This window comes from Devosia lacusdianchii, from assembly GCF_022429625.1.
Classification (GTDB): Bacteria; Pseudomonadota; Alphaproteobacteria; order Rhizobiales; family Devosiaceae; genus Devosia; species Devosia lacusdianchii.
In genome coordinates, this window is record NZ_CP092483.1 from 3419257 (window position 1) to 3434585 (window position 15329).

General features: G+C 63.2%; 13 protein-coding genes. 5 read left to right on the forward strand and 8 right to left on the reverse strand.

The window, feature by feature from the left end:
• Positions 1 to 119 precede the first annotated feature (119 nt).
• The 4 genes from MF606_RS16895 to MF606_RS16910 form a co-directional block, all read right to left on the reverse strand.
• Entirely contained in the window at positions 120 to 1520 is a 1401-nt protein-coding gene (locus MF606_RS16895) for an extracellular solute-binding protein (RefSeq protein WP_240230503.1), read from the reverse strand.
• 324 nt (positions 1521 to 1844) lie between these two features.
• The gene (locus MF606_RS16900; RefSeq protein WP_240230504.1) at positions 1845 to 2747 is read right to left on the reverse strand and encodes a carbohydrate ABC transporter permease; all 903 of its coding nucleotides are present in this window, start codon (positions 2745 to 2747) and stop codon (positions 1845 to 1847) included.
• Positions 2747 to 3724: an ABC transporter permease gene (locus tag MF606_RS16905; protein ID WP_240230505.1), complete on the reverse strand. Its 978-nt coding sequence runs from the start codon at positions 3722 to 3724 to the stop codon at positions 2747 to 2749. The genes MF606_RS16900 and MF606_RS16905 overlap by 1 nt, the downstream gene beginning before the upstream one ends.
• 69 nt (positions 3725 to 3793) lie before the next feature.
• Positions 3794 to 4840, reverse strand: coding sequence for a LacI family DNA-binding transcriptional regulator (locus MF606_RS16910; RefSeq protein WP_240230506.1), 1047 nt, complete (start codon positions 4838 to 4840; stop codon positions 3794 to 3796).
• Positions 4841 to 4943: 103 nt separating this feature from the next.
• Here MF606_RS16910 and ligD point away from each other — a divergent pair, with 103 nt between their 5' ends.
• The 5 genes from ligD to MF606_RS16935 are packed head-to-tail and all read left to right on the forward strand — an operon-like array spanning position 4944 to position 10806.
• A complete protein-coding gene (ligD, locus tag MF606_RS16915) occupies positions 4944 to 7379 on the forward strand; it encodes a DNA ligase D (protein WP_240230507.1) in 2436 nt (811 codons plus the stop codon).
• A gap of 31 nt (positions 7380 to 7410) precedes the next feature.
• A complete protein-coding gene (ku, locus tag MF606_RS16920) occupies positions 7411 to 8310 on the forward strand; it encodes a non-homologous end joining protein Ku (protein WP_240230508.1) in 900 nt (299 codons plus the stop codon).
• Between the two features lie 5 nt (positions 8311 to 8315).
• Positions 8316 to 9392 (forward strand): tetratricopeptide repeat protein, encoded by a 1077-nt coding sequence (locus MF606_RS16925; RefSeq protein WP_240230509.1) that lies wholly within the window; start codon positions 8316 to 8318, stop codon positions 9390 to 9392.
• Positions 9392 to 10036, forward strand: a complete 645-nt coding sequence (locus MF606_RS16930; RefSeq protein ID WP_240230510.1) for an alpha/beta hydrolase family protein — start codon at positions 9392 to 9394, stop codon at positions 10034 to 10036. Before MF606_RS16925 ends, MF606_RS16930 begins: the two co-directional genes overlap by 1 nt.
• Positions 10033 to 10806 (forward strand): exodeoxyribonuclease III, encoded by a 774-nt coding sequence (locus MF606_RS16935; protein ID WP_240230511.1) that lies wholly within the window; start codon positions 10033 to 10035, stop codon positions 10804 to 10806. The genes MF606_RS16930 and MF606_RS16935 overlap by 4 nt, the downstream gene beginning before the upstream one ends.
• A gap of 2 nt (positions 10807 to 10808) precedes the next feature.
• Here the strand turns inward: MF606_RS16935 and MF606_RS16940 are convergent, their stop codons facing one another.
• The 4 genes from MF606_RS16940 to kdpC all read right to left on the reverse strand — a co-directional run bounded on the left by MF606_RS16940 (position 10809) and on the right by kdpC (position 15329).
• On the reverse strand, positions 10809 to 11261 hold the full coding sequence (locus MF606_RS16940; RefSeq protein ID WP_240230512.1) for a PTS sugar transporter subunit IIA: 453 nt from the start codon (positions 11259 to 11261) through the stop codon (positions 10809 to 10811).
• Between the two features lie 5 nt (positions 11262 to 11266).
• Positions 11267 to 11995: a response regulator transcription factor gene (locus MF606_RS16945; RefSeq protein ID WP_240230513.1), complete on the reverse strand. Its 729-nt coding sequence runs from the start codon at positions 11993 to 11995 to the stop codon at positions 11267 to 11269.
• On the reverse strand, positions 11992 to 14697 hold the full coding sequence (locus MF606_RS16950) for a sensor histidine kinase (protein WP_240230514.1): 2706 nt from the start codon (positions 14695 to 14697) through the stop codon (positions 11992 to 11994). Before MF606_RS16950 ends, MF606_RS16945 begins: the two co-directional genes overlap by 4 nt.
• A gap of 62 nt (positions 14698 to 14759) precedes the next feature.
• Complete coding sequence (gene kdpC / locus MF606_RS16955) at positions 14760 to 15329, reverse strand: potassium-transporting ATPase subunit KdpC (protein WP_240230515.1); 570 nt, start codon at positions 15327 to 15329, stop codon at positions 14760 to 14762.

Genomic DNA, 15329 nt, shown 5'->3' on the forward strand with positions numbered 1-15329 from the left:
GAGGGATCAAGGGTGGGGGTGGGCTGACCCCGATATCGTGGCTCTCGCCACCCCCACCCGGCCTCCCCCATCAAGGGGGAGGTGCAGTTTCGCGCATTGGGCTAGACCCAGCGGCCTACCTACTTCAGCACAGTCCGCGCATACTCGTTCAAGCGAGTGCCGCCGGCCGCTTCCCATTCCGCGACATAGGCATCCCACTGGTCCATGCCGGCTTCGCCGGAGATGAACTTGTAGACCCAGGCCCGGTAGACGGCTTCGGTCGCATCCAGATCGGCGGCATATTCAGCCGGCCACACAAAGGCATTGTCCGGCTTGAAGTTGTCGGACACCTGCTTCAGCGAGCCCTGGGCTGCTTCGCTCATCCATGGGGTGGGGGGCGTCCAGTTGGCCGAAGCGAAGAAGCGCGCATACCAGGTCGCGATCTTGTCGGTCATGGTGATGGTGTCACCCGACTTGGTATATTCCTCACCCTCGAAGCCGAGGCGGTCGAGCATCTGGCCTTCCGGGCTCGCCATGAAGTCGAGCAGCGCCATCACCTCTTCCTTGTGCTCGGAGAGCGAGGACATGGCAAAGCCGCGGGCTTCTTTGGACACGTCGATGGCCTGGTTGCCCTGGCCGCCAGGGCCGGTCGGTGGGGCCAGCAGCACCAGTTCGGTATCCGGGTGCACCTGGCGCATCTTGCCGCCATAGATGTCGATGACTTCTGCCGAGGAGCCGAAGATCACGCCGGCGCGGCCGGTGTAGAACTTGTCTTCCTTCACGTCGAACTTGGAGGTGATGTACTCCTTGTCGAACAGGCCTTCAGCGCCAAGCATGGCGTAGAATTCGAGCTTGGCTTTTTCCTGCGTCGTGATGCGGGAATGGACCCACTCGCCCGCTTCATTCTGCATCCAGGTTCCGGTCACGCCGAACGCCTGGTTGAAGATGGAGTCGAGTTCGTTGGTGTTGTCGGCCGTGGTCACGCCATAGGTATTGGCAACGCCGTCACCATCGAGATCGCCATCCTTGATCGCCCGGAACAGGGCGACATATTCGTCGACCGTGGTCGGCGCGGCGAGACCCGTCTGCTCCAGCCAGTCCTTGCGGATGACCGGCTGCGGCATGCGCGGCGGATAGACGTAGAGCAGGTAGGGATAATTGGCCAGGCGCTCGACATTGTGCGGATAGAGCGCCGCCTTGAGGTTCGGCGACTTCTCGATCCATGGCGTCAGGTCTTCCAGAATCCCCTGCTCCACCATCTTGGCGTCGCCGCCCTGGAAATAGATCAGGTCCGGAATGTCGCCACCCAGCAGCATGACGCTGAGCGCATCGGCATAGCCCGAGCTCGGCAGATCGACGATCTGGATATCGATCTCGGTGCCCTTGGCCGCCATCGCCGCTTCGATACGCTCGATATGCGCCACGTCAGGCGGATTGGTGGTGACAAGGTCCTTGCTGACCATGCGGATCACCACCGGCTCGGCGAAAGCCGGCGCAATGGCAAAGGCCAGCGCCGTCGTCGCCAGTAGAAGCTTCTTCATCAACATTTACAGTCTCCTCCTAGTGTTTTTGGTTCGTCTGTTCTGCGCATCGCGCGGAATTCTTTCTCACCTCTCCCTCTGGGGGAGAGAGCCTGCCCTCGGGCAACGACCCGAGGGGCGGCGGCGAAGCCGACGGGTGAGGGGGCCTTCGCCATAGACCGCGCTCGGCGATCACCCCCTCCCAGCCTCCCCCATCATGGGGGAGGTGCCGTCCAGTGGATTGGGCCGAAATCTCGCTCCGAGAGTGGAGAGAAACCTCCACCTCGATGGGGGAGGCAGGAGGGGGTGTTCCCTCCAGGAACCGGATCGTGGGAATCTGCACCCTCATCCCTTGAGCGCCCCCGACATCGTCCCCTTGGTGAAGAACTTCAAAATCAGCGGGTAGATCAAAAGGATCGGCACGATGGTCAGGATGATCATCCCGGCCTTGAGCGCGCGCAGGTCGATCTGGCTGGCGCCGGTATAATTGTTGGCCGCGTCCACACCCACGATCGCCAGCTTGTCGCCGCCGATCACGAACTGGCGCAGCACCACCTGCAGCGGCCACTTGCCCTGATCAGTGATGTAGATCATCGCCCGGAAGAACTCGTTCCAGTGGAACACGATGTAGAACAGCGTGATCGTCGCCAGCGCCGGCTTGGCCAGCGGCAGCACCACGTACCAGAAGGTCTGGAACGGATTGGAGCCATCGAGCTCTGCCGCCTCCAGCAATTCCTGCGGAATCTCCTCGAAGAAGCGGATCAGGATGATCAAGTACCAGGCGTTGACCAGCTTGAAGAGGATCACCGACCAATAACTGTCGAGCAGCCCCAGCCGCTTGTTGACGAAGTAATCGGGAATGATGCCCGGATCGAACACGATGGTGACCAGCACCATGAGAAACAGGATGCGCCGCCCCGGCAGTCCCGGGCGCGATAGCCCCCAGGCCATCAGCGCGGTGAAGATGATATTGAGCAGCGTACCCAACCCGGTGATCAGGATCGAATTGAGCAGCCCCGCCCGCACATTGGGATGGTTGACCAGCAGTGCCCACACATCGAACGACAGGCCCCGTGGCAGCACTTCCATGCCGCTCATGCCCGGCAGCTTGGCCGGATCAGACAGGGACACGGCGAGCAGGTTCAGCAGCGGCTGCACCGTCACCACCACCATCAGCAGCAGGGTGGAAACAATGATCGCATATTCGATGCGCTCGAGCGGCGTACGGCGATTGTTGGAGGCGGCCATTACCAGACTCCCTTGCCGGTCAGTCGTTTGGAGAACATGTGTGCGAGCAGGATCAGCAGCATGCCGAGCACGGCCTTGAACAGGCCTGCCGCCGTCGCCAGCGAGTATTCGCCGGTCTGCAAGCCGATGCGGTAGACATAGGTGTCGATGATATCGATCTGCCCACGCACCACGTCATTGCTGAGGTTGATGACCTGGTTGAGGTCAGCGGAGAGGAACATGCCGGCATTGAGAATGAACAGCGTCGCAATCGTCGGCACGATGCCGGGAATGGTGACGTAGAGGATTTTCTGCCAACGATTGGCCCCATCCATCTCGGCCGCGTCATACAGCGCCTGGTCGATGGCAATGATCGCCGCGAGATAGAGCAGGCTGTCCCAACCGGCCGAACGCCACATCTCTGAGAACACCAGCACCCAGCGGATCGAGCCATTGTCGGTCATGAACGACTTGGGTTGCGCACCGAAAAAGCCGGTAATGTCGTTGACCACACCATCGCTCGGCGACAGCGCCGCGATGAACACGCCGGCAATCACCACCCAGCTCAAAAAGTGCGGCAGATACACTGCCGACTGGATGAACTTGCGCAGCGACCCGCTCCGCACCTCGTTCAGCATCAGCGCCACCAGGATCGGCACCGGAAACACGAACAGCATCTTCATGCCGGAGATGATCAGCGTGTTGAGCAGCACCTGCCAGAACACCGGCGAGGCGAACAGCACCTGGAAATGCTTGATACCCACCCAGATATTGGGCGGGATGATGCGCACCTGTTCGAACGCGATCTTGGATTCCCAGATCGGCAGATAGTGGAACAGCACGAAGAAAATGATCCCCGGCGCCATCATCAGATAATAGGGCCACCATTGGCGGCATGCTGCAAGAAAACCGCCAGCATGCTTGCCCAAGCTTGCGGAATTCTCGCTCTCGCCGGCCGTCATGCTTGCGACCTCTTGCTGACTACGGACTTCACTCATGGGAACGTTCCCATCGTAAAATCAGCTATCAGTCGCCGCATCTGCTTCGCAACCATACTCAGTCCTCCCCTACCCCGCAGCCATGCGCTGCGGGTTCGGCACCGACAGATCGGCGAGTGAACCTCGCTCTACCAGTCGGCACGGCAAATAGATCCGGCGGTGTTCCGGCCGGTGATCGATTTCGTCGAACAGCCCTTCGACCGCCCGCTCGCCCAGCTCGCGGCCGGGCTTGGCAATAGTCGTCAGTCCCGGCCAGGCAAATTCGCCCGCGGGAATGCCGTCAAAGCCGATAATGGACACATCGTCCGGGCACCGCAGCCCAGCTTCGCGCACGGCGATCATCGCGCCAATCGCCATCATGTCGTTGGCCGCGAATACGCAGGCATGGCCGACATGGTCACGCTCCAGCAGGCGCTTCATTGCCAGCTTGCCGCCTTCGACCGTGTACTCGCCATCCTCGACCGCCAGGATCGCCGGATCGATGTCGCGCTTGATGCAATGCTCATGCACGCCACGCAGGAAACGCGCCCGCGCCAGCCTGTTCTTGGGTCCCAGGATCAGGCTCGGCGCCTTGTGCCCGCGGGCCACAAGATGATCCATGCCCAGCGTCACCGCCTGGGCGATATCGGAACCCACGCTCGACGTCTCGGCAAAGCGCTCGGCACTCGAACCGATCAGCACGAAGGGCAGCCCGAACCGGTCGAGATCGTCAAAACTGTCGGCCACCGGATTGATGATCGCTCCATCCACCCGCGCCCGGCGCAAGGCGCCCAGATGCGCCGCTTCCTTGGCCACATCCCAGTCTGACGAGAACACCAGCAACGACACGCCATTCTGCGCCGCCCGGTCCTGCGCACCGCGCGCCACATCGGCCCAGAACGGGTTGGTGATATCGGGTATCACTAGGCCCAGCAGACCGGAGCGACCGGATCGCATGCCCACCGCCAGATGGTTGCGCTCATAGCCGACCTCGCCCGCCGCCTTCAGCACTTTCTCGCGCGTGTCATCGGTAATATTGGAGGAACCAGCCAGCGCCCGCGCCGCGGTGCTCTTGGACACCCCAGCGCGCTCTGCCACGTCAATAATGGTCGCCCGACGATCCCGGCGCTCGCTCATCAACTCTCCCCACTCATGGGAACGTTACCACGCTTTACCCCCAAGTCAACACCCCCAACCATTTCCCCCTATTTTTCGGACCAATCCCATGTAGATTTCCGCCATGGCCGACAAGAAGCTCGAAAACTATCGCAACAGGCGCGACTTCAGCAAAACCACCGAGCCCGCCGGGACTTTCGGTGGTGGCGAAAGCCGTTTCGTCATCCACAAGCACTCCGCAACCGCCGACCACTACGACTTGCGGCTTGAGCTCGATGGCGTGCTCAAGAGTTGGGCCGTACCCAAGGGCCCATCACTCAACCCCGCCGACAAGCGCTTCGCCGCCGCCACCGAAGATCACCCGATCGAGTATCTCGATTTCGAGGGCGTGATCCCCGAGGGCGAGTATGGTGGCGGCCCGATGATCGTCTGGGATACCGGCACCTGGGCGCCCATGGGCGACCCCGCGACAGACCTCGAGAAAGGTGCCTTCAAGTTCCGCCTGGTGGGCGAAAAGCTACGCGGCGGCTGGATGCTGGCCCGGCAGAAAGGCAAGCCCGAAGAGCGCGGCAAGGAAGGCTGGATCCTGTTCAAGGAGCGCGACACGGCCATGAACACCGAGATCGACATCCTGACCGAGCGCCCGGAAAGCGTGAAGTCCGGCAAGCGCATCGAGGAGCTGGTAGCGCCCCCGCCACAGCCCCTGAAGAAGACGAAAAAACCGCAGCCGGGCAAGCTCAGCGGAGCGGTCAAGGCGGACTTGCCTGCCACCATGGAGCTGCAACTGGCCTCGCCGGCAGACAAGGTGCCACCGGCCGATGGCAAATGGCTGCATGAGATCAAGTTCGACGGCTACCGCACCCTTGCCTTTATCGAGGGCAAGAGCACACGGCTGATCACGCGCGGCGGACTGGATTGGACCAAGCGCTACGGCGACCTGCCCGCCGCCTTCGCTGCCCTGGGCGTCAAGAACGCGATCGTGGATGGCGAGATCGTGGTGCTCGACAATGCCGGCATCAGCCGGTTTGGCATGTTGCAGGACGCATTGTCGGAAGGGGCCGGCAACAAGCTGGTATTCTATGCCTTCGACCTGCTGCATCTCGACGGCTGGGACCTGCGCGCCGTAGCACTGGTCAAGCGCAAGGGTCTGCTGGCGCAGTTGTTGGCCGGCCATGTGTCCGGCCGTTCGGCCATTCAATATAGCGACCATGTCGAAGGCGATGGCCAGGGCATCTATGACCTTGCCTCGGATAAGGGCCTTGAAGGCATCGTGTCCAAGCGCGCCGAGGGCAAGCATATCGACGGCCGCTCATCGAGCTGGCTCAAGATCAAGGCGCTCAAGACCGGCGACTATGTCATCGGCGGCTACAGCGAAAGCGCCGCCAATGGCGGCATCGGCGCCCTGGCCATGGCCGAGTGGGTCGGCGACGATCTGGTCTATCGCGGCAAGGTCGGCACCGGCTTCGACGCCGCCAATATGCGCGAGCTGGTTCGGCGGCTCGAAGCCCTGCGCATCGACGACGGCCTCGAAGGCGCGCCCAAGGAAATCCTTGCAGTCAAGCCAATACTCAAGGCCCGGGTGCAGTATGGCAACATGACCAGCGACGGCATGCTGCGCCACGCCGTGTTCAAGGGGCTGCGCGAGGCGGAGCTGACGACGGCGGTGACGGCGCCGCGACGGCGCATCATCTCCGATGCCGATCTGGCCGGCATTTGGGTGACCAACCCCACGCGGCGCCTGTTCGGCAAATCCGGCCCGGCCAAGCTCGATATCGCCGTCTACTACGCGGCCGTCGGCGACTTCATGCTGCCGCACCTGTTCAATCGGCCGGTCTCGCTGTTCCGCTGCCCCACCGGCAAGCCGCAGGATTGCTTCTTTCAGCGCCACCCCTTTACCGGCATGCCGGGCACGCTCAAGAGCTTCGTCACCGAAAATTCCGATGGCGAGTCCCAAACCTATATTTCCGTCGAGGACGCGAAGGGATATCTGGCGCTCGCGCAGTTCGGCGTTATCGAATTCCATGCCTGGGGCACCCACCGGTCCCACCTCGACAAACCCGATCGCGTCATCTTCGACTTGGACCCCGGCGATGGCGTGGCCTGGCGCGATGTGGTCAATGCCGCCGTGCATCTGCGCGGCGGGCTCGAGGCCATGGGCCTGGTCCCCTTCGTCAAGACCTCGGGCGGCAAGGGCATCCATATCGTCGTCCCGACCACCGGCAAACTGACCTGGAAGCAGACGCACGCTGCCTGCGCCAGCATCTCCGCCAAGCTGGCCGCCACCGGCCCCGATACGTTCGTTACCAAGATGGGCGCCGAGAACCGCAAGGGCCGGATTTTCATCGACTATCATCGCAATGCTCGCAGCGCGACAGCAGTGGCCGCCTATTCGCTGCGCGCCCGTCCGCACCTGCCGGCGTCGACCCCAATTGACTGGCGCGATCTGGAGTCCATCGACTCTCCGGCGGACCTGAATTATTCTTCTCTTCCAAGTCTGTTAACTACAACAGGCGACCCGTGGGCCGACATTAACGAGTCTGCACGGGATTTGACGCCATGAATTGCTGTAAGTGTGCGCGTAGGAGGCAGCGATGGCCGCAAGGGCGAGTTGGAAGGGGCATCTTAGGCTGAGCCTGGTGAGTTGCCCGGTGAAACTGTTTCCGGCGACCAGCGCGTCGGAGCGCATCAGCTTCAACCAGTTGCACAAGGAAACACACAACCGCATCAACATGAAGCCGGTTGATCCCGAACTGGGCCTGGTCGAGCGCTCCGACCTGGTGCGCGGCTACGAATACGAGCCCAAGCAATACGTGATCATCGAAGATGAAGACATCGAGGCGGTGCGCATCGAATCCAACCACACGATGAGCATCGAGGCCTTTGTCGATCAGGAAGACGTCGATCCGATCTACCAGGACGCGCCTTACTATCTGGCGCCCGATGGCGCCATGGCCGAAGAGACCTTCGCCGTCATCCGCGAAGCCATGATCCGCAGCGGCAAGCTTGCCGTCGCCCGCCTGGTCATGACCAGCCGCGAACGCGTTGTGACCATTGGCCCGCGCGAGAACGGCATGGTCGTGACCACGCTGCGCAACCCCAATGAAGTGCGCGGCACCGGCGAGTATTTCGGCAACATCCCCTACGGCGACCCCGACGCCGAAATGCTCGAGCTGGCGCAGAAGCTGATCGAGCAGAAGGTGCGGCCGTTCAATCCCAAGGACTACGAGGATCGCTACGAAGTCGCCCTGATGGCGATGATCCGCGAGAAGCTCAAAGGGCACAATCCGATCATTGCGGCCGCCCCCGAGCGTGGCAATGTCATCAATCTCATGGATGCGCTGAAGGCCAGCCTGGGCGAGGCCAAGCCCGCCGCCAAGAGCAAGGCCAAAGCCCCCGCGCCAGCCAAGGAATCAGCTACAAAGGTGTCGCTCCAGGCCGCACTCGACGCCAGCAAGGCCGCCGCACCGAAGGCGCCCAGAAAGAAAGCCTGACCTCCATGAACCTCAGCGGCGAAAGCTACGGCGTCATCGGGGCGCTCGACGCCTTCCCGCTGCGCCTGGCTGCCAAGCGGGTGACCTCGCATGGCGGACGGCTTCACCGCGGACTGACGCGTGGCACCACCACCGTCGTCTTCGGACGCACGCTGCTTGCCCGCTACGACCAGAACGAAATCGCCCACCGCGTCGAGGCCGCGCGGGACCGCAATGTACGGCTGCTCAGCGAAAATGGCTTCCTGCGCGCCCTCGGTACGCTGCGCAACAACGCCCCAGCCAATATCAGCCGCCAGTCGCTGATGGATCAATCGAAGTTGGACGGCGCGGTGCTCGACTTGCTGACGCTGTTCGACGGCTTCGAGCATCATGCGGAGCCCTACTCGTTCCGCGACATCATCCTGGCTAAGAAATACGCGGGCCTCGTCGCAACCGGCGCCGGCTGGAGCGCCATCGCCCGCTCGGTGCACCAGATCGGGCCCGTCGGCTCGCTGACAGCCCTGACGCTGCAAACCGGGGTCGACAAGATCCTGTCACGCGATACCCATTCGCTCGCAGAACTCGGCGGCCAACGCCTGCTGCCGCTGCCGGAAACCGAGGACGAAGTCGAAGATTACTTCAGCCTTGCCGAGAATGCCGAGGCCGATGGCCTCTTCGCCGAGGCCGCCACGCTCTACGAGCACTGCTCATCCATCGACGGCAGTGACGCGACCGCCGCATTCAACCTCGGCAATTGCCTCAACAAGATCAACGATGCCGACGGCGCCGCCCTCGCCTATGTCACCGCCCTCAGCCGCGACCCGCTATTCGCCGAGGCCTGGTTCAACTATGGCGGATTGCTGCGCGACCAGGGCAAGATAGCCGCCGCTCGCCAGCACCTGGAACGCGCCGTCGAAATCGACCCCGGCTATGCCGATGCCATCTACAATCTCGGCGCGCTCGAATATGACGCGAGTGACCTCATAAGGGCCCGTGACTGGTGGCGGCGTTATCTCGAACTCGATGACAGCTCCGAATGGGCCCGCCGGGCGCGAGCCGGCGTCGGGCTCGCCAATCGGTTGATGCACAGAATAGGCGGCTGATGACCACGACATTCCTTTTCGACGGCCCGGAAGATGCGCGGGTCACTATCCTTCTCGCCCATGGCGCTGGCGCGCCGATGGACTCGGCATCGATGAATGCGACGGCCAGGGCGCTGGCAGCGGCCGGCTTTCGCGTCGCTCGCTTCGAGTTCGGCTACATGGCCAGTCGCCGCACCGAGGCCGGGCGCAAGCCGCCGCCCCGCGCCGACAAGGTGATCCCCGAATTTGTCGCCGCTGTCGATGACCTGGGGCCAACCAATGGACCGCTTATCATCGGCGGCAAGTCCATGGGCGGCCGCGTCGCCAGCATGGCCGCCGACGCTCTTTTCGCCAACGGTCGCATCGCCGGGCTCCTCTGCCTCGGCTACCCCTTCCATCCGCCCGAAAAGCCGGACCAGTTGCGCACGGCGCACCTGCTGGAGTTGAAGACGCCGGCCCTGATCTGCCAGGGCACGCGGGACGAATTTGGCGTGCCTGCCGAAATCGCCACCTATTCGTTGTCACCGTCCATCGAACTGCTGTTTCTCGAGGACGGCGACCACGACCTCAAGCCGCGCAAGGCGCTGTCAGGCTTCTCGACGGCCGATCATCTCGCAACGATTGCGACCAAGGCGCGCGACTGGGTCCAGCGCATCGCTCCGTGAAAATCGCGACCTACAACATCAACGGCATCAATCGGCGGCTGCCCAATCTCATGGACTGGCTGGCCGACGCCGCGCCGGATGTCGTCTGCCTTCAGGAACTCAAGGCCACACAAAAACAGTTTCCCGCCACGGCCCTGGCCGATGCCGGTTACGGCTCTGTCTGGCTGGGCGAGTCCGGCTGGAATGGCGTCGCCATCCTTGCCCGCGGCAGCGAACCCATCCTCACGCGGAACGAGCTGCCGGGCGCCCCGGAGGATAAACAGGCGCGCTACATCGAGGCGGCGGTGAACGGCGTCCTCATTGCCTCGCTTTACGCCCCCAACGGCAACCCCCAGCCCGGCCCAAAATTCACCTACAAGCTGGCCTGGACGGAGCGCCTGCTCGCCCATGCCGCCGACCTGTGCGAAACCGGTTTCCCCGTCGTGCTGGCCGGCGACTACAATATCGTCCCCGAACCGCGCGATATCTACGAAACCACGTCCTATCGCGACAACGCGCTGGTCCAACCCGCCAGCCGCGCCCTGTTTCAGCGCCTGCTCGACCAGGGCTGGACCGATGCCCTGCGCACCCTGCATCCCGACGAAACGATCTACACCTTCTGGGATTACATGCGCCAACGCTGGCCACGAAACGCCGGCCTGCGACTCGACCATTTCCTCTTGGCCGGCGGCATGGAGGCCAAGCTGCGATCCGGCGGTGTCGACCGCGACATTCGCGGCCAGGAAGGCGCTAGCGACCACGCGCCAGCCTGGATTATCGTCGAGGACTGACCTTAAGCGTCGCTCGTCGCCACCGCCGCATAAAGCGCAGCAGCATCACCAGCCGCCCTCATCCGCGCCACGACCTCGTCGGACCGCAATATTCGCGCCGCCGCCGACAGCAGCTTCAGCCCCGCCGCCCGATCGTGCTCGGGCACCAGCAGCACGAAGACGATATCCACCGGCGCCTCATCGATGGCGTCGAACTCTACCGGCTTGTTGAGCCGTGCCAACATGCCCACGGGCCTCCCGATGCCCTCGACCGTCGCATGAGGGATGGCGATCCCCTGCCCCATGCCGGTCGACCCCAACTTCTCGCGGTTATCGAGCGCCGCGAAGATCACGGCCGCGTCGCCCCCCGACAGCGCCGCGATCCGGCCGCATAGCGCCTCCAGCACCGCCCGCTTGTTGGCACCCGCAAGCCCGACGATGACGTTTTCGGGCCGGAGGAATTCGGAAATCTGCATAGTCGTCACAATTCACTATTGGTCGTTGGTGGCACAGCCGGCTCATCGCCCTCGCGCAGCCGATAGCCCACGCCGGTCTCGGTCATGATGTATTGCGGCTGGTCGGGTGTGCGTTCGATCTTCTGGCGCAGTTGGCGGACATAGACGCGCAGATATTGCACGTCGGTCGAACCATTCCACACCTGATTGAGCAGATGCTGATGCGTCAGCACTTTGCCGGCATGCTGCACGAGGATGCGCAGGATGTCGTACTCTTTGGGCGATAGCTTTACCTCCTTGCCGCCCACCCTGACGATGCGCTTGACCAGGTCGACGGACAGCTCACCGGTCTGGAACAGCGCCTTCTCACCCTGCTGCTGCAACCGATGGCGCAGCGCCACGCGGATCCGTGCCACCAGCTCCTTGGTGCCGAAGGGCTTGGTGACATAGTCATCCGCCCCCAGCTCCAAGGCTCGCACAATCCCAGTCTCGTCGGTACGGCTGGAAAGGATCAGGATCGGCAGGTCGAACAGGTCGTTACGCCATTTGGCCAGCAGGTCATGCCCTTGCATGTCGGGCAGGCCGAGATCGAGCAGGATGAGGTCCGGCCGTGTCTGCCGCAGCAATTCGTTGGCCTCCCTGGCGCTGCCGGCTTCGAGGATCGTATAGCCCTCGGTCGCCAGCCCCACCCGTAGCAGCTTGCGAATGGGCGCTTCGTCATCGACGACCAGTATCCTTATCGGCGACGCGTTCATGTCAACTCCTCCAGATTCTGCTCGCCGGTCGGGATCGGCATCTTGATGGTGAACACCGCCCCCGACCGATCGGCCCGGTTCGAGGCGATGATCGTGCCGCCCATCGCCTCGATGAAACCCCGGCAGATCGACAATCCCAGGCCCGTACCGGCCAGCACGTGGTCGGCTTTGCGAACGCGGTAGAAGCTGTCGAAGATGCGCTCGAGATCATCGTGCGGAATGCCCGGGCCCTCATCGATGATCTGCAACACCGCCGATCCTCCGTCGGTCCAACCCCTGATCTGGATGGTCGATCCCACAGGCGCATACTTCGCGGCATTGTCGAGCAGGTTGAACAGAGACTGCTCGAACAGCACTGGATCAAGCCGCAACATCGGCAGGTCGGCCTGCAGGTCCACCGCCATCTGGTGCTGTTCGGTGATCTTGGCCGCGCGACGCAAGGCGGTCCCGACAATGTCGCCGACATAGTGCAGCGCAAAATTCGGCTGCATGGCGCCCGATTCAAGCCGCGTCATATCGAGCAGGTTGACGATAAAGCGATTGAGCCGCTCGGACTCGTCGATGACAGTGGTCAGCAGCTCGGTGCGGTCCGTCTCCGGTATCGACTTGGAGTAGTCCCGCAGGGTACCCGCTGCGCCCATGATCGCCGACAAAGGCGTCTTGAGATCATGGGAAATCGAGGTCAGCAGCGCCGAGCGCAGCCGGTCCGCCTCCGCCGCCAGCCGGGCGCGGTCGACATCGGCCACCAACTGGATGCGTTCGATGGCAAGCGCCGCCTGGTCGATCAGCGCATCGAGTAGCCGCTGCTGCTCCGGCGTCAACAGCGGTCCCTGCTTGTCATTGTCGAGACCGACGACGCCAATGGGCGTGCGCCCGGTGCGCAATGGCAGATAGAGGCGCTTGGCGCCAGGCAACGTATCCGCGCCGCGCCCGGCTGGATGATCGTTATCCCAGGCCCAGTTGGCGGCGGCGATATCGGCGTCCACCAGGCTGTCATCAGGTGGATAACCGGCCTTGACGGTCAGCGTGCCATTCTCTGGCAGCAACAGCACGACGCGCAGCTTGAGCATTGACGCGATCTGAAACGCCGTGGCCCAGAGCACGTCATCGAGGGTACCCGTACCGGCCAGCTTTTTGCTGAAGAGATAGAGGTCCTCGGTGGTCCGCGCCCGCTGCCGCGCCGCCGAGGCCTGGCGCTGCACCCGGGCGGCGAGGTTGCTGGCAACGACTGCGACGCCGAAGAAAAAGCCCAGCGCAATGACACTTTCCGGGTCGCTGATATTGAGCGTGTAGAGCGGCGGCAGAAAGAAGAAATTGAAGGCCAGCGCCCCCAGCACCGAAGCCCAGAGCGCCGGCCACAGGCCGCCGGTAATGGCCGAAGCCAGCACCGCCATCAGGAACACCAGCGCTACGTTGGTGACGTCGAGCCCGCGATTGAGCAGCAGGCCGAACCCCAGCGCAATGCCGACATAGGCGGCGCTCAAGAGGTATGGTTTGATCCGGAAGCGGCGCGGCTGCACATGCGTCACGCCGCGCGGCTTGGCCACGGCATCCTGGTCGGTGCCGGCAATGACATGCACGCTGATGTCGCCGGCATTACGGATCAGCTCGTGCGAAACCGAGCCTTCGAAATACTCGCGCCACCGCGGTTTGCGCGGCTTGCCGATGACGATATGGGTGACGTTGTTGGCATTGGCGTAGCGAATGATTTCGGCGGTGACGTCCTGCCCCGGCAACGTCACGGCCTCGCCGCCAAGCTGCTCGGCCAGCCGCAGGGTGGCAGCAAGCCGGTCCTTGCCCTCCTCGGACAGAGTCGCAACGCTTGGCGTCTCGATATGGAGGGCCAGCCATGGCGCCCGCAGGCGCTCGGCCTGCCGGCGCGCATAGCGCACAAGCGAGGGCGCGCGCGGATGCTCATCGATGCACACCAGCACCCGTTCACCGGCGCCCCATGGTCCGGAAATCGCATGCGAGCGCATATGGGTCAGCAACTGATCGTCGACCCGCTGCGCCGTCCGGCGCAAGGCCAGCTCGCGCAATGCAGTCAGATTGCCGGCCGAGAAATAGTTCTCCACCGCACGCTTGGCGGTGTTCGGCAGATAGACCTTGCCGTCATGCAGGCGCTTGATCAGGTCCTGCGGCGTGATGTCGATAATCTCGATGTCGTCGGCCCGATCGACGATGGAATCGGGCACCGTCTCCCGCACGCGTATGCGCGTGATCTGAGCGACCACGTCGTTGAGGCTTTCAACATGCTGGATGTTGAGCGTCGTATAGACATCGATGCCGGCGGCGAGAATTTCCTCGACATCGAGATACCGCTTGGGGTGGCGGCTCCCTGGCACATTGGTATGGGCCAACTCGTCGACCAGCACGAGGCGGGGGCGGCGAGCGAGGATTGCGTCGATATCGAGCTCGGCGAGCTGCTGGCCACGGTAGTCGATGCTGATGCGCGGGATGACCTCAAAGCCGGTCACCAGCGCCTCGGTCTCCTTGCGGCCATGGGTCTCGACCACACCGATGACGGTATCGACGCCATCCGCCATCCGGGCCCGGCCCGACATTAGCATCTCATACGTCTTGCCCACGCCGGGCGCCGCCCCAAGGAAAATCTTGAGACGGCCGCGAGCCTCCCGCTGCGCATTCTCCAGCAGCGCATCGGGAGACGGCCGGGCATCGGAATCGCGATTGACGTCAGCCATCGGCCAGCATTCCTCTCAAGCGCAGGTTCGGGCACCGCCGGGGGTGTCCGAACCGCATTGTGTCACTCTGCCGATGCGCCATCGAGCGCCAGGTTGAGCTTGAGCACGTTGACGACCGGTTCGCCCATGAACCCCAGCATCGGACCTTCGATATGCTGGTCGACCAGCGCGCGCACCACTGCTTCATCCACCCCGCGCGCATTGGCAACCCTCGGCACCTGGAAATAGGCAGCGTCGGGCGAAATATGCGGATCAAGACCGCTGCCCGAAGTCGTCACCAGGTCGATCGGGACCGCCGCATTCGGGTTCTCGGCCTTGAGGGTCGCGACATCACCGGCCACACGCTCGATCAGCACGGGGTTGGTCGGTCCCAGGTTGGAGCCGCTCGAACCCGCCGCATTGTAGCCGTCGCCGGCGGCTGACGGACGCCCGTGGAAGTAGCGCGGCTCGGTGAAAGCCTGGCCGATCAATTCGGAACCAAGCACCTGCCCATCCTGCTCGATCAGGCTTCCTGCGGCCTGATGCGGAAAGATGGCTTGGGCTATGCCGGTCATGCCCAGAGGGTAGATGAGCCCCGTGATGATGGTCAGGGCGACGATCATGAAGATCGCGGGTCTGATTTGTTTGAGCAT

Bases quoted from the DNA above. Each gene is read 5' to 3' on its own strand.
- MF606_RS16895 (WP_240230503.1), bottom strand. From the start codon at position 1,520: ATGAAGAAGCTTCTACTGGCGACGACGGCGCTGGCCTTTGCCATTGCG.
- MF606_RS16900 (WP_240230504.1), bottom strand. From the start codon at position 2,747: ATGGCCGCCTCCAACAATCGCCGTACGCCGCTCGAGCGCATCGAATAT.
- MF606_RS16905 (WP_240230505.1), bottom strand. From the start codon at position 3,724: ATGAGTGAAGTCCGTAGTCAGCAAGAGGTCGCAAGCATGACGGCCGGC.
- MF606_RS16910 (WP_240230506.1), bottom strand. From the start codon at position 4,840: ATGAGCGAGCGCCGGGATCGTCGGGCGACCATTATTGACGTGGCAGAG.
- ligD (WP_240230507.1), top strand. From the start codon at position 4,944: ATGGCCGACAAGAAGCTCGAAAACTATCGCAACAGGCGCGACTTCAGC.
- ku (WP_240230508.1), top strand. From the start codon at position 7,411: ATGGCCGCAAGGGCGAGTTGGAAGGGGCATCTTAGGCTGAGCCTGGTG.
- MF606_RS16925 (WP_240230509.1), top strand. From the start codon at position 8,316: ATGAACCTCAGCGGCGAAAGCTACGGCGTCATCGGGGCGCTCGACGCC.
- MF606_RS16930 (WP_240230510.1), top strand. From the start codon at position 9,392: ATGACCACGACATTCCTTTTCGACGGCCCGGAAGATGCGCGGGTCACT.
- MF606_RS16940 (WP_240230512.1), bottom strand. From the start codon at position 11,261: ATGCAGATTTCCGAATTCCTCCGGCCCGAAAACGTCATCGTCGGGCTT.
- MF606_RS16945 (WP_240230513.1), bottom strand. From the start codon at position 11,995: ATGAACGCGTCGCCGATAAGGATACTGGTCGTCGATGACGAAGCGCCC.
- MF606_RS16950 (WP_240230514.1), bottom strand. From the start codon at position 14,697: ATGGCTGACGTCAATCGCGATTCCGATGCCCGGCCGTCTCCCGATGCG.
- kdpC (WP_240230515.1), bottom strand. From the start codon at position 15,329: ATGCTCAAACAAATCAGACCCGCGATCTTCATGATCGTCGCCCTGACC.